This window comes from Plantactinospora sp. BB1 (genome assembly GCF_003030385.1).
In the GTDB taxonomy this organism is placed as follows: domain Bacteria; phylum Actinomycetota; class Actinomycetes; order Mycobacteriales; family Micromonosporaceae; genus Plantactinospora.
This window is the reverse complement of sequence record NZ_CP028159.1, coordinates 8,137,866-8,151,213: the sequence shown is the minus strand read 5'-3', so window position 1 is coordinate 8,151,213 and position 13,348 is coordinate 8,137,866. Positions and strand designations below refer to the sequence as shown.

Genomic DNA, 13,348 nt, shown 5'->3' with positions numbered 1-13,348 from the left:
TGAGTCCGCGAGGCTCGTTGCGTTTTCCCGGTGCGGAGGCGGCGTCGGGAACATCTCCGGCGACCGCTTCTGGGCGAGCCGCGACCGTCGGAGCGGATTCCCGGCCGAGAATGTATGGCATGCCGACGGTATCCGCGAGACCGGACGGTGCGGCCCGGTGGCCGTCCCGAGCCGTATCCCGGCCCGGGACGGCGGCGAGGCCGGTCGCCGCCGGGTCGATGCTGGACTACTACCTGGTCCGGCCCGACAACCCGGACTTCGCCGGCCCGGCGGGAATCCTCGTCGAGGAGTTCGTATTGGACCGCGACTATTCGGCGGTCCGGCTCGACAGCACCGGGTGGACGGCCGGCGGCTCCCGCTGGCGGGGCGCCTCAACGTTCAGCCGGGGCGTACGTGCCGACGCCGCACTGCGGGACCGGGTCGTCGGCGCCAACCGGCAGGAGGTCGAGTTCGTCTACCGCCATCTGGGCGGAGGCGAACTACCCGGCGAGGAGGTGCTGCGCGGACACTTCGACGACGGTATCCGGCTGCCCGCCTCGGCACCGCTGCGGCTGAGCCCCGGCCGGGCCACCCCGGGCTTCACCGAAACCCGGCTCTACCGGGTCCTCTTCACCGCCGGGCTCGACCCGGACGCCCTGACCGGACTGCTCGGCACCTGGCGGATGCGACCCGGTCAGGGCGGCAGCAGCGTCCTGACCGGAGTCGTCGGTACGGCGCGACGCCGGGTCGGTGCCGACGCCTTCACCTGGGAACTGCGTCGGATCGGTGCGGGTGCCGCCTGGTGCCTGGACCTGACGGCCGACCTGGCCGGCGACCGCGACGACGCCATCGGACCACTGCTGCGCGAGCTGGCGACGGCGGCCAGGATGGCGGGGCTGATCCCGGTGACGATCGAGCGCCTCCGCTGACCGACCGGGCCCGGATTGCGGCGGGTGCCACACCCCGGTCACCGGCGCGGCAGGTTCCCCCCGCCTCCGCCTGCCCCCACGACGGACCGTGCGGAGGGCGTTCCCCCAAACGACGGACCGTGCGGGGGGCGTGCCCCCACGACGGACCGTGCGGTGGGCGGACGGGGTTCAGCGCGAACCGACCGGTACCGGGTCCCGGTGGTGTGCCCGCCACAGCCAGCCGACGTCCCGGCCGAACGACCAGCAGAGCAGGGCCAAGGCCAGCCCGACCGACGCGTACGCCAGTGGTCCGGGAAGCAGCCCGGAACTCGCCACCGCCAGCACGATGCCCTGCATCGCGGCGACGGTCTTCCGGGAGAACCGGTGCGGCAGCGCCGCGTTGAGCCACGGCAGCGCCCAGGCGGCCGCGACGAAGAGGTACCGGAGGACGCCGATGGCCAGTACCCAGGCACCGAGGGACTGCGCCAGATAGGCACTCAGGACCAGGATGAGGAAGGCGTCGACCTCCATGTCGAACCGGGCGCCGAGCGCGGAGGTCGTGCCGGTGCGCCGGGCGACCTGACCGTCGACCCAGTCCAGCGCCAGCGCCACCCCTGCCACGGCGACCAGCAGCCCGACCGGGGCCGGCGACCAGAAGGAGGCCGCCACCAGCGCGGTCACCCCGCCGACCAGGGTGCCCCGGGCCAGGGTGACCTGGTTGGCCGCGCCGAGCATCCGGGCGCCGGAGCGGCGCATCGCCCGGCCGAGCAGCAGCCAGGTGACCACCGCGTACGCCGAACCGGCGAACCAGCCGGCGGGGCCCAGCCCGACCGTGGCGGAGAGCGCCGCCAGCAGCACGAACTGGACGGCCAGCCCCACCGCCGGTCCGTCCAGCTCCGCTGGCGTGCCCACCGGTACGGGGCGACGACCATCGAGCGGTACGGATACCGCCCGCTGCCGCGCGGGACGCAGGCGGACCAGGGATGTTGCGATCGGGTGATCACTGACAGTCAACGTTCCTCCGTCACGGTTTGGCGCGATCGACGCGCCGCGTATCGTTGCCGCTGCCCACCCCCGTGGAAACGGAAAACACCCGCGTTCGGTTCATCGCACCGGGAAAGGAGTTGATGACAGTGCGTGCCCAGGCCTTCTGGCTTGCCGCACCCGGCCGGGGCGAGATCCGGTCGGTACCGCTGGCGCCGCCCGGTGCCGACGAGGTGTTGGTCCGCACTCTCCACTCCGGGCTGAGCCGGGGCACCGAGACGCTGGTCTTCGCCGGCAAGGTGCCGCCGAGCCAGTACGCGACGATGCGCGCCCCGTTCCAGGAGGGCGACTTCCCCGGCCCGGTGAAGTACGGCTACCTCAACGTCGGCCTGGTCGAGGCGGGACCGGAGCACCTGGTCGGCCGTACCGCCTTCTGCCTCTTTCCGCACCAGACCCGGTACGTCGTGCCGGCGTCGGCGGTCACCGTCGTACCGGAGGGGGTGCCGGCGTCCCGGGCGGTGCTCGCCGGCACCGTGGAGACCGCGGTGAACGCGCTCTGGGACGCCGCGCCGCTGGTCGGCGACCGGGTCACGGTCGTCGGGGCGGGGATGGTCGGCAGCGCGGTGGCCGGGGTCCTCGCCCGGTTCCCCGGCGCCCGGGTGCAGTTGGTCGACGCCGATCCCGGCCGGGCGGGAGTCGCCGCCGCGCTCGGCGTCGACTTCGCGTCGCCCGCCGACGCGGCCGGCGACCGTGACCTGGTGGTGCACGCCAGCGCCACCTCGGCCGGGCTGACCCGGTCGCTGGAACTGCTCGCTCCGGAGGGGACCGTCGTCGAGCTGAGCTGGTACGGCGACCGCCAGGTCAGCGTGCCGCTCGGCGAGAACTTCCACTCCCGCCGACTGGTCGTACGCAGCAGTCAGGTCGGTACGGTGTCACCGAACGTACGCGGGCGGCGTACCTTCGCGGATCGGCTCGCGCTCGCCCTGGAGCTGCTAGCCGACCCGGTCTTCGACGCCCTGCTCACCGGTGCCTGCGACTTCGCCGAGCTGCCGGAGGTGCTTCCCCGGCTGGTCAGCGGGGAACTATCCGCGTTGTGTCACGTGGTCAACTACGGTGACGCGGCGATCGCCCGTTAGCTCCGACAGACCGACCAGCTCCGACAGAGCCATCAGCTGCGACAGAGCGATCAGCTGCGACAGAGCGACCCGATCGGGCAACTCCGATCGGGGAAACACCAGGAGGAGATCCTTGTTCAGCATCACCGTCCGTGACCACATCATGATCGCGCACAGCTTCCGGGGCGAGGTCTTCGGCCCCGCCCAGAAGCTGCACGGGGCGACCTTCGTGGTGGACGCCACGTTCCGCCGGCCCGAACTCGACGCCGACAACATCGTCGTCGACATCGGGCTGGCCTCCGGAGCGTTGGCCGAGGTGCTGGGCGAACTCAACTACCGCAACCTGGACGACGAGCCCTCGCTCGCCGGGATCAACACCTCGACCGAGGCGCTCGCCCAGATCATCGCCGACCGGCTCGCCGAGCGGGTGCAGGCCGGGCAGCTCGGTGCGGGAGCGCGCGGGCTGACCGGCATCACCGTCACGCTGCACGAGTCGCACATCGCCTGGGCCAGCTACGAGCGGACCCTGTGACGGGAGCGGATCCCGGCGGCCCGCCGGGGCCGGGGCCACGGACGGCGCGATGAACACCGGCGACACGGGCGCCACGCTGAACGCCGGGGACGGGCGGACGGGCGCGATGAACGCCGGCGACACGGGCGCCACGCTGGGCGCCGGGGACGGGCGGACGGGCGCGACGAGCGCCGGGACCGCTTACGTGGTGCTGCCCGGGGACATCGACGACCCGGCCACCCCGAGCGGCGGCAACGCCTACGACCGCCAGGTCATCACCGGGCTGGTCCGGCTCGGCTGGCAGGTGCGCGAACTCGCCGTGCCGGGGAGCTGGCCCCGACCGGACCCGGCCGAGCGGGCGACGCTGGCCGCCGCGCTCGACGGCGTACCGGACGGTGCGGTGGTGCTGCTCGACGGGCTGGTGGCCTGCGGGGTGCCCGAGGTCGTCGGCCCGGCCGCCGCTCGGCTCCGGCTGGCGGTGCTGGTGCACCTGCCGCTGCGCGACGAGACCGGGCTGCCGCCCGATCTGGCGGCCCGGCTCGACGACCTGGAACGGCGCACCCTGCGGGCCGCCCCGGCGATCGTCGCGACCAGCGCCGGGACGGGACGGACGCTGGTGCGGCGACACGGCCTGCCCGCCGGGCGGGTGCACGTCGTGCCGCCCGGGGTCGCGGCCGCACCGCTGGCATCGGGTACGGACGGCGCCGCGAGCCTGCTCTGCGTCGCCTCGGTCATCCCCCGCAAGGGCCACGACGTACTGGTGGAGGCGCTGGCGAGTGTCGCCGACCGCCCCTGGACCTGCCGCTGTGTCGGCCCCGTGGACCGGGATCCGGAGTACGTCGACCGGCTGCGTCGCTCCGCCGCGGCGGCCGGACTGGCCGACCGGGTACTGTTCGCCGGTCCGCGTACCGGTGCCGAGCTGGCCGCCGACTACGCCGCCGCCGACCTGCTGGTGCTGCCGTCCCGGGCCGAGCCGTACGGCATGGTCGTCACCGAGGCGCTGGCCCGGGGCGTACCGGTGCTGGGCAGCGAGGTGGACGGGCTACCGGAGGCGATCGGCCGGGCACCCGACGGAGCCGTACCCGGACTGCTGGTGCCGCCCGGTGACCCGGCGGCGCTGGCCACGGCGCTGCGCCGCTGGTTCGACGAGCCGGACCTGCGGCAGCGGCTCCGGGCCGCCGCCCGGGACCGCCGGGCGGACCTGCCGGGCTGGGACGTCACCGCCGCCCGCCTCGGCGAGGTGTTGACCGCGCTGGCCCGGCAACCGGGACCGCCCCGGCAGCCACGGTCGGCCGAGGACGATCCGCCGCCCACCGGCCAGGACGATCCGTCGCCAGCCAGCCAGGACGATCCATCGCCCGCCGGCCAGGACGATCCGTCGTCAGCCAGCCAGGGCGATCCGTTGGAAGACCGCAGAAGTGAGCGCAGCGAGGGGACGGCATGACTGAGCACGGCGAGCGAACCGGGCAATCCGACGGCGGCGACGACGATTCGCCGTACAGCCTGGCCTGGCTCGGCCTGCGGGAGCCGGCCGACGCCCGGGCCCGGGCGGACGAGCTGGTGGAAGCGCTGCGTGGCCTGCTGCCGGACGCCGGCCCGATCGTGATCCGGGACCTGGGCTGCGGCAGTGGTTCGATGGGGCGCTGGCTCGCCGGTCGGCTACCCGGTCCGCAGCAGTGGGTGCTCTACGACCGGGAGGCCGGGCTGCTTGAGCACGCCCGGGACCACCTGCCGCGCACCGCCGCCGACGGCTCGCCGGTCAGTGTGCTGACCCGGGAGTGCGACCTCACCCGGCTGACCGCCGACGACCTCGCCGGGGCGTCGCTGGTCACCGCCTCGGCCCTGCTCGACCTGCTCAGCCTGGCCGAGGTGGAGCGGCTCGTCACGGCCTGCGTCGACGCCGGCTGCCCGGCGCTGCTGACCCTCTCGGTGCTCGGCGAGGTGGAAATCTCCCCGGCCGACCCGCTCGACGCCGAGATCGCCGCCGCGTTCAACGCCCACCAGCGGCGCGACACCGCCGACGGAGCGCGACTGCTCGGCCCGGACGCCGTGGACGCGACCGCCGAGGCGTTCCGCCGGCTCGGTGCGCAGGTGCGGGTCCGGCCCAGCCCGTGGCGGCTCGGCCCGGCCGACGCGGAACTGGCCGCGTGGTGGCTGCGCGGCTGGGTCGCCGCCGCCGTCGAGCACCGTCCGGAGCTGGCCGGCCCGGCCGCCGGATACCTGGAGCGCCGGCTCGCCGCCGCGACCGCCGGTGAGCTGCGGGTGGTCGTCGGGCACGCCGACCTGCTCGCCACGCAGGCATGAGCCCGTACCGACCCGCTCGGCACGCACGAGTGAGCCCGTACCGACCCGCTCGCCGGGCACGGATGAACCGCAGCCCCGGTTGCCTCGTATAACTGGCGAGACACCGATCGAAGGAGGCTGGCGGATGTGCGGGGCGAGGACGGCACGGCGGGGAGTTCCGGCGGACCGGGCGGCGTCGTGAGGCGTACGTTCTGGGCCTGGGCACGGCTGCTCGGCGGCGCCGCGATCCTCGGCTTCCTGCTGTGGCGGCTCGGCACCGAGGCGTTCCTGGACGGGCTGCGGGTGATCGACGCCGGCACCCTGCTCGCCGCGCTCGGGATCGGGCTGCTGACCACGGTGTTCAGCGCGTGGCGCTGGTGCCTGGTGGCCCGGGGGCTCGGCATCCGGTTGCCGCTGGGCAGGGCTGTCGCCGACTACTACCGGGGGCTCTTCCTCAACGCCGCGCTGCCGGGCGGCGTACTCGGGGACGTGCATCGGGCGGTGCGGCACGGCCGGGACGTGGACGACGTGAGCCGCAGCGTCCGGGCGGTGGTGCTGGAACGTTCGGCCGGACAGATCGTGCTGGTCACCGTCGGCGTACTGGTGCTGCTGCTCGGCTATCCCGCCCCGCTGCCGGCCGGGGTCGGCTCCGATCCGACCGGCCCGCTGCTGGCCGCCGTCGTGGCTGCGGCCGGGGCGCTCGGTCTCGCCTGCTGGCTGGTACTGCGGTCGCGACGGCGACTGCACGCTTCCGCTGCGGACCACTCCCCTTCCGCTGCGGACGGCGCCCCCCCGGAGCGGGTACGGCCCGGCAGCCCGGAGGCGGTCCGCCCGGCCGGTTCGCGGTGGCGCCGGGCGTGCCGGACGGCCGTTTCCGACGTACGGCTCGGGTTGCTCGCCCGGAACAGTTGGCCGGGAGTGGCGCTCTCCTCCGCCGTGGTGCTGGCCGGACATCTCGCTACCTTCGTCGTCGCGGCCCGGGCCGCCGGCTCGTCGGCGCCGGTGGGCCAGCTCGTACCGCTGATGCTGCTGGCCCTGATCGCGATGGCGCTGCCGCTGAACGTCGGCGGCTGGGGTCCCCGGGAAGGCGTCACCGCCTGGGCCTTCGGCGCGGCCGGGCTGGGCGCCTCGCTCGGTCTCACCGTCGCCGTGGTCTACGGGGTGCTCGCCTTCGTCGCGAGCCTGCCCGGAGCCGTGGTGTTGGTCACCCGCTGGATCGCCGGGCTCCGCACGACCGAAACCGGACCGACCGCGATCAGCCCGACCGTGATCAGCACGACCGCAGCCGTGGCACCTGCGGCCATGGCGTCCGCAACGCTGGCACCCGCGACCGTGGCGTCCGGCAAGCGGGTGACGGCGCGTCTCCGGCTACCCCGAGCGGTCGCGTGACCGGCGGCAAGGCCCCCCGCACGCCCTTCGCCGCCCCGGCCGGCCCGGCGGCCGTCCACGGGTCACGTCGCGGCGAACCGCTCCGAGAGGGCGTAGCGCAACAGCACCACATCGTCGATCTGGCAGACCTCGGCGAGTTCCGCCCGGCGGTCGGGTCCCCACGGAAACCGGCCATCGCCGACGAAGCGCGGCGCCCGGGAGTCGCCGACGAAGAATGGCGCGATCACCAACTGCAACTCGTCGGCGAGGCCGGCGGTGAGGAACTGGGTGTGTATCTGCCCGCCGCCCTCGACCATCAGCCGGGCCACGCCCCGGGCGTGCAGGTCGGCCAGCACCATCTCCAGGTCGACGGGGTCGCCGCTGTCGACCACGGTCGCCACCTCGCCGAGACGCTTACGGGCCTCGTCCAGGCTGGCGCTCGCACAGTAGACGATCTTGTCGATGTCACCCGTGACGAAGAACCGGGCGGTCGGGTCCAGGTCGGCCCGACCGGTCACGGTCACCTTCAGCGGTGTCGGCCGCAGTCCCCGGGCCACCCGCTCGGCCCGGCGCTGCTCCGACCGGACCAGAAGTCGCGGGTTGTCCTGGCGGACCGTACCCGCGCCGACCAGGATGGCATCGCATTCCGCCCGTACCGCATCGACCCGGTCGAAATCCGCGTCGTTGGAGAGCAGCAGGCGCGTCTCGCCGGCGTTGTCCAGGTAACCGTCGATTGACATGCCGCAGCTGAGCAGTACGTACGGCCGGTCGCCCACTTGTCGCACCTCTCCGTCGATGAACAGCCCGCGCGGTGGGTCAGTCTTCCGCATCGTCGGCGCCCGTCCCCGCCGACCTCGCCCCGATGCTGGTCAGGTGGCCCGCATCGGATGACCGCGCACCGGGTACCAGCCTCCACGCTCTGCAGATGCGCGGGCGGGCAGACCCCCGAGAGAGGCACCCTAGATCTTCAGGGCGTACGCACCCGACCCCAAGAGGGAGAACTGATGCCGCACACACCGCCCCAGGTAACCACCGCCGAGGCACCCGAAACGCTCGACGCCGTCGGGCCGGTTCCGGCCGCCACCGTCCGTCGGCAGGTGACCGTACCGCTCCGCTTCGCCGACGGCTACACCGCGACCGCGAGCGTCTTCACCTTCGACGGGCTGGTGGACGGCCGGGAGCATCTCGCACTCGGTCTGGGTGACTGGCGGAGCAGACTGGGCCAGTCCGTCGACGGCGCTACCGCGCCGCTGGTGCGGCCGCACAGCGAGTGCATGACCGGTGACGTCTTCGGCAGTCAGCGGTGCGACTGCGGCCCGCAGCTGCGAGAGGCGGTCGAGCGGATCAGCGACCAGGGCGGGTTCCTGCTCTACCTGCGGCAGGAGGGCCGGGGCATCGGGCTGTACGCGAAACTCGACGCGTACGCCCTACAGGACGTGGGGCTGGACACCTACGAGGCCAACCTGGCGCTCGGGCACGGCGAGGACGAGCGGGACTACACCGTGGCGGCGCAGATGCTGCGTACCCTCGGCGCGGACCGGATCGCGCTGCTGAGCAACAACCCCGACAAGGCGGAACAACTCGACCGGCTCGGCGTGCAGGTCGCCGAGCGGGTACCCACCGGTGTGCACCTCTCCGCCGCCAACGCCCGATATCTGAAGACGAAGGCCAACCACACCGCGCACACCATCGACCTGCCGCTCGCCGACTGAGGGCCGGTGCCGGTCCGTGTGCGGCCACCCCCGCCGGGACGGAACACCGGCCGGGCGGGACGGAGCGGATAGAGTGCCGAGATGTCGTCGTCGCCGCGCCTGGAGAAGGTCACTCCGGACAACGTCGTCGCCGCCTGCAAACTGCGGATCCGCCCCGACCAGGAGGGTCTGGTCGCGCCGGTCGCGCAGTCGCTGGCCGAGGCGTACGTCCAGCCGGAGGTCGCCTGGCCCCGGCTGGTCTACGACGCCGATCGGCTCGTCGGCTTCGTGATGGCCTTCTTCCTGGTCAGGTTCGATCCGGACGACCCGGCCGACGAGCCCCGCTCCGGGCTCTGGCGGCTGAACATCGCCGCCGACCAGCAGGGCCGGGGGTACGGTCGGTTCGCCGTGCTGGCGGTCTGCGACGAGCTTCGTCGGCGCGGGCAGGACCGGGCCTATGTGACCTGGGCGCCGGGCGAGCACGGACCGGAGCGCTTCTACACCCGGCTCGGCTTCCGGCTCGCCGGCGAGCGGATCGGCGACCAGGTGGTCGGCGTCCTGGACCTGACCGTCCCGAACGGCCAGACCTGACCGTCCCGAACGACCAGACCTGACCGCGCCGGACGACCAGACCTGACCGTCCCGAACGACCGGACGGGCTTCCCGAACGACGGGACCTGACCGGCCCCGGACGACCGGAGCGACCTCCCACGCGACCAGGGACTCGACGACGATTTCGCGTCGTCCGCACCGCGGTGCCGCGCACCGGCACGTGGCGATCCGCGGCCCGGACGCTACCCTCCGATTTCGGGACGCCTCGGCTCGCGGCCGGGGCCGCTCGCGGGCTGCACCCCTCCAGCCCGCGACGACGAGAGGAGACGGCGCATGCTTGTCGACTGGCCACTGGACCGGTTGCGCGACTACCTACCGAAGCGCGAGGAACCGTCCGACTTCGACGCCTTCTGGGCCGACACCCTGGCCCAGGCCCGTGACGCCGGCACCCCGGCGCGGTTCGCACCGTACGACGCCGGACTCTCCACTGTAGAGGTCTTCGACGTCACCTTCTCCGGCTTCGCCGGTCAGCCGGTACGCGGCTGGTTCCTGCTCCCCCGGCACAGTACCGGCCGACTCCCCTGCGTCGTCGACTACCTCGGGTACGGCGGCGGGCGCGGGTTGCCGCACGAGTGGCTCGCCTGGAGCGCCGCCGGCTACGCCCACCTGGTGATGGACACCCGGGGCCAGGGCAGCGCCGGTCACCTGGTCGGCGACACCCCGGACCCGGACCCGGTCGGCCTGCCGCAGACCCCCGGTTTCCTCACCCGGGGACTCACCGATCCGAGCAGCTACTACTACCGGCGGGTCTTCACCGACGCGGTCCGGGCCGTGGAGACCGTCCGGGCGCACCCGAGGGTCGACCCGGAACGGGTGGCGGTGGGCGGCACCAGTCAGGGCGGCGGGATCAGCATCGCCGTCGCCGGCCTCGTCGACGGGCTCGCGGCGGTACTGCCGAACGTGCCGTTCCTCTGCCACTTCCGCCGGGCCACCGAGATCACCGACGCCACGCCGTACCACGAGCTGGTGACGTACTTGCGGACGCACCGGGGCGACGTGGAGCAGGCGTTCCACACCCTCAGCTACTTCGACGGGGTCAACTTCGCCAGCCGGGCGAGCGCCCCGGCGCTCTTCTCCGTCGCCCTGATGGACGCGGTCTGCCCGCCGTCGACGGTCTACGCCGCCTTCAACCACTATGCGGGCGAGGAGAAGGAGATCACGGTGTGGCCGTACAACGGGCACGAGGGCGGGGCGGGTTTCCAGTTCCCCCGACAGGCCGCACTGCTGCGCCGGCTCTTCGGCTGACCGTGGGTAGCTCGGAGCAGCGCAGGGTCGCCGAGCCGGTCTCCGGCTACGGCGCCGCCTTCGACCGGCTCTTCGTCCGGGGCCGCGACGCGGTGCTGGCCGGCAACCACTACCGGGACTCCCCGCCGGTCGACGGCGGCCGGTGGGGGCTGTCGGTGGTGCTGCCGCCCGGTCCGGCCTGCGCCGCCCGGCTCGCGGCGGTGACCGCCGAGGCGCTCGCGGTGGCCGGCCCCGACCACTGGCCGACGGGTGCGCCGGAGGCGGCGCATTTCACGGTACGGGCGCTGGAGGCGCACCGCAGTGGCGTGCGGGCCGGCGACCCGCTGGTACGCCGGGCCAGCTCGGCGCTGCTTCGGGCCGCGGCGGCGTGCCGGCCGGTACGCCTGGTACTGCGCGGGCTGACACTCACCCCGTCCGGCGTGATGGCCTGCGGGTACCCGGTCGACCCGGCGGCGGACGAGTTCGCCGCGCGGCTCGGCGACGAACTCGGTGCCGACGCCTGGTTCGAGGCCGACTTCACCCGGGACATCTGGTACGCCACCCTCGTGCACTTCACCGGGCCGCTGCGCGATCCGGTGGGGCTGGTCGACTGGGTCGCCGCACGTCGTGACCTGCACCTGGGTGAGGTGGTCGTCGGCGCGGCCGAGCTGCTGCGCTTCCGGTTCAACGGCCGCCAGCCGGTACGGGTGTCGCTGGCCCGCGCACCCTTCGGCACGGGCACCGGCACCGGCACGGGTACCGGATAGTCCTGGCTCGGTCCGGACGCCTCCGGCCGGCGGCGGGAGGCGTCCGCGGACATCGGACGACGCGGCCACCTTCGCGGCCGGGGGTGGGTCAGCGGGCCCCCACCGGAGGCGACCGTGGCCGTATGATTACCCGGCTCCCCGACCGGTCGCATCCGACCCGTCCGCAACACGGTCGACGACGACTGTCAGATCCACGTCCGCCGCTTCTCCTCCGGCCGTCCGTGAGGAAACGATGGTCCGGAAGTCACGGGAGGAATCGATGGACTCCGACAGCGTCGACCCGGGCCGTCCGACGGAGCCGCTGCCCGCCGAGTTCGGTTCGGCCGAGCAGAACGCCGACGGCGGCGACCGGGCGAGCCCGCTCTCGCCGGTGCCGACCTCACCCAGCCTGGTCACCGACTCGGTCATCGCCCGACCGTTGCAGGAGCGGATGCGGGAGTCGGGCGAGGAGCCGATCGGCGTGGTGATCGAGCTGCGCACCCGCTACGTCGGCGGCGTGCGCCGGGCACAGTCCCGGGTGACGGAGCTGATCCGGGAGGTCGCCGACGCCGAGACGCCGGTCTGGCCGATCGGCTCGTACGTCAGCACCGCCCTGACCGCCGCGCAGATCCGCGCCCTGGTCGCCGCCGACGCCGAGGAGGCCGAGGAGGTCGCCCAGGAGCAGGCGGAGATGGAGGCCGGGCTGGCGGAGCAGGCACCATATTCCGGCCCGGCCACCGAGGAGCCGTCGGCGTCGACGGTCGGCGCCGGTCCGGCCCCGCGCTCGGCGATCCACCGCATCTGGCCCAACTTCGAGGTCCAGCCGCTCATCCACCGCTCGGTGGTGACCACCAAGTGCCAGGCGGCACACCGGGCCTTCAACGCGTACGGCCAGGACATCGTCTGGGCGGTACTCGACTCCGGCATCGACGAGCGGCACGGGCACTTCCAGCGGCACGGCAACCTGGCCCTGACCCCGCCACTGGCGCACCGGTCCTTCGTCGGCGACAGTGACGCCGAGGCGACCAGGGACGTGGCCGGGCACGGCACGCACGTCGCCGGGATCCTGGCCGGCGAGCAGATCGTCGCCGACGACCAGGATCCGCTGACCGCCGCCACGTTCTATCAGCCGGAGGCGGGCGACCTGCGTACCGAGCGGCTGCGCCTGCGGTCGATCAGCGGGATGGCGCCGCGCTGCCGGCTGCTCTCCTGCAAGATCCTCCGGGACGACGGCTCCGGTGACATGGCGGCGGTGCTGGCCGCGCTGGAGTACATCCAGGAACTCAACGACCACGGCCGGGAACTCCTCGTGCACGGGGTCAACCTGTCGGTCGGTTATCCCTTCGACCCGACCTGGTTCGCCACCGGTCTCAGCCCGATCTGCCGCGAGGTCGACCGGCTGGTGCAGTCCGGGGTGGTCGTGGTGGCGGCGGCCGGCAACACCGGCTACGGCTACGTCATCGACGCCGGTGGCCGGCGGATGCGGACGGCGTTCGACCTGACCATCAACGATCCCGGCAACGCCGAACTGGCCATCACGGTCGGCGCCACCTCGTGCCGGCCGCACGCCTCCGGCGTCTCCTACTTCTCCTCCAAGGGTCCGACCGGGGACGGCCGGGCCAAGCCGGATCTGGTGGCCCCGGGCGAGCGGGTGATCAGCGCCGGTACCGGCCGACTGCTCGACCAGGCGCGGCTGGGCGTCCCCGGCGCGACCTACGTGGAGAACTCCGGCACCTCCATGGCGGCACCGCACGTCTCCGGGGTGGCGGCGGCGTTCATGTCGGTGCACCAGGAGTTCATCGGCCGCCCGCACCGGGTCAAGCGGGCGCTGCTCGACTCCGCCACCGACCTCGGTCGGGATCCTTCGTTCCAGGGCCGTGGCCTCGTCGACGCGATGCGGGCCCTCCAGTCGGTCTGACCCAGACGC

12 protein-coding genes and 1 pseudogene are annotated in these 13,348 nt (G+C 73.7%); 11 read left to right on the top strand and 2 right to left on the bottom strand.

Annotation, left to right across the window (positions count from 1 at the left end; all coding sequences use genetic code 11):
* Positions 1 to 119 precede the first annotated feature (119 nt).
* Positions 120 to 908, top strand: coding sequence for a hypothetical protein (locus C6W10_RS35765; protein WP_159104881.1), 789 nt, complete (start codon positions 120 to 122; stop codon positions 906 to 908).
* Positions 909 to 1,076: 168 nt separating this feature from the next.
* On the opposite strand, the gene C6W10_RS35760 is transcribed toward C6W10_RS35765, so the two are convergent.
* Positions 1,077 to 1,799, bottom strand: coding sequence for a CDP-alcohol phosphatidyltransferase family protein (locus C6W10_RS35760; protein WP_234359118.1), 723 nt, complete (start codon positions 1,797 to 1,799; stop codon positions 1,077 to 1,079).
* Positions 1,800 to 2,014: 215 nt separating this feature from the next.
* On the opposite strand from C6W10_RS35760, the gene C6W10_RS35755 reads away from it, so the two are divergent.
* The 5 genes and pseudogenes from C6W10_RS35755 (at position 2,015) to C6W10_RS35735 (ending at position 7,169) form a co-directional block, all read left to right on the top strand.
* Positions 2,015 to 3,007: a zinc-binding alcohol dehydrogenase gene (locus C6W10_RS35755; RefSeq protein ID WP_107263390.1), complete on the top strand. Its 993-nt coding sequence runs from the start codon at positions 2,015 to 2,017 to the stop codon at positions 3,005 to 3,007.
* A 112-nt stretch (positions 3,008 to 3,119) separates the two neighbouring features.
* Entirely contained in the window at positions 3,120 to 3,518 is a 399-nt protein-coding gene (locus tag C6W10_RS35750; protein WP_107263389.1) for a 6-carboxytetrahydropterin synthase, read from the top strand.
* A 184-nt stretch (positions 3,519 to 3,702) separates the two neighbouring features.
* Positions 3,703 to 4,743 (top strand): annotated as a pseudogene (locus C6W10_RS35745) (glycosyltransferase family 4 protein); the annotation flags it as partial.
* A 194-nt stretch (positions 4,744 to 4,937) separates the two neighbouring features.
* Positions 4,938 to 5,801: a class I SAM-dependent methyltransferase gene (locus C6W10_RS35740; protein WP_107263388.1), complete on the top strand. Its 864-nt coding sequence runs from the start codon at positions 4,938 to 4,940 to the stop codon at positions 5,799 to 5,801.
* 177 nt (positions 5,802 to 5,978) lie between these two features.
* Positions 5,979 to 7,169, top strand: a complete 1,191-nt coding sequence (locus C6W10_RS35735) for a lysylphosphatidylglycerol synthase transmembrane domain-containing protein (protein ID WP_107264555.1) — start codon at positions 5,979 to 5,981, stop codon at positions 7,167 to 7,169.
* Positions 7,170 to 7,231: 62 nt separating this feature from the next.
* Here the strand turns inward: C6W10_RS35735 and C6W10_RS35730 are convergent, their stop codons facing one another.
* Positions 7,232 to 7,924, bottom strand: a complete 693-nt coding sequence (locus tag C6W10_RS35730) for a dihydrofolate reductase family protein (RefSeq protein WP_107263387.1) — start codon at positions 7,922 to 7,924, stop codon at positions 7,232 to 7,234.
* A 228-nt stretch (positions 7,925 to 8,152) separates the two neighbouring features.
* Between C6W10_RS35730 and ribA the strand changes: the two genes are divergently transcribed.
* The 5 genes from ribA to C6W10_RS35705 all read left to right on the top strand — a co-directional run bounded on the left by ribA (position 8,153) and on the right by C6W10_RS35705 (position 13,339).
* Positions 8,153 to 8,860 carry a GTP cyclohydrolase II gene (gene ribA / locus C6W10_RS35725; protein ID WP_107263386.1) on the top strand — a complete coding sequence of 236 codons (708 nt, stop codon included), beginning with the start codon at positions 8,153 to 8,155 and terminating at the stop codon, positions 8,858 to 8,860.
* Between the two features lie 81 nt (positions 8,861 to 8,941).
* Positions 8,942 to 9,430, top strand: a complete 489-nt coding sequence (locus C6W10_RS35720) for a GNAT family N-acetyltransferase (protein WP_107263385.1) — start codon at positions 8,942 to 8,944, stop codon at positions 9,428 to 9,430.
* A gap of 294 nt (positions 9,431 to 9,724) precedes the next feature.
* The gene (locus C6W10_RS35715) at positions 9,725 to 10,696 is read left to right on the top strand and encodes an acetylxylan esterase (protein WP_107263384.1); all 972 of its coding nucleotides are present in this window, start codon (positions 9,725 to 9,727) and stop codon (positions 10,694 to 10,696) included.
* 2 nt (positions 10,697 to 10,698) lie between these two features.
* Positions 10,699 to 11,442 (top strand): hypothetical protein, encoded by a 744-nt coding sequence (locus C6W10_RS38190; RefSeq protein ID WP_199853809.1) that lies wholly within the window; start codon positions 10,699 to 10,701, stop codon positions 11,440 to 11,442.
* 259 nt (positions 11,443 to 11,701) lie between these two features.
* Positions 11,702 to 13,339: a S8 family peptidase gene (locus C6W10_RS35705; protein ID WP_107263383.1), complete on the top strand. Its 1,638-nt coding sequence runs from the start codon at positions 11,702 to 11,704 to the stop codon at positions 13,337 to 13,339.
* Positions 13,340 to 13,348: the final 9 nt, after the last annotated feature.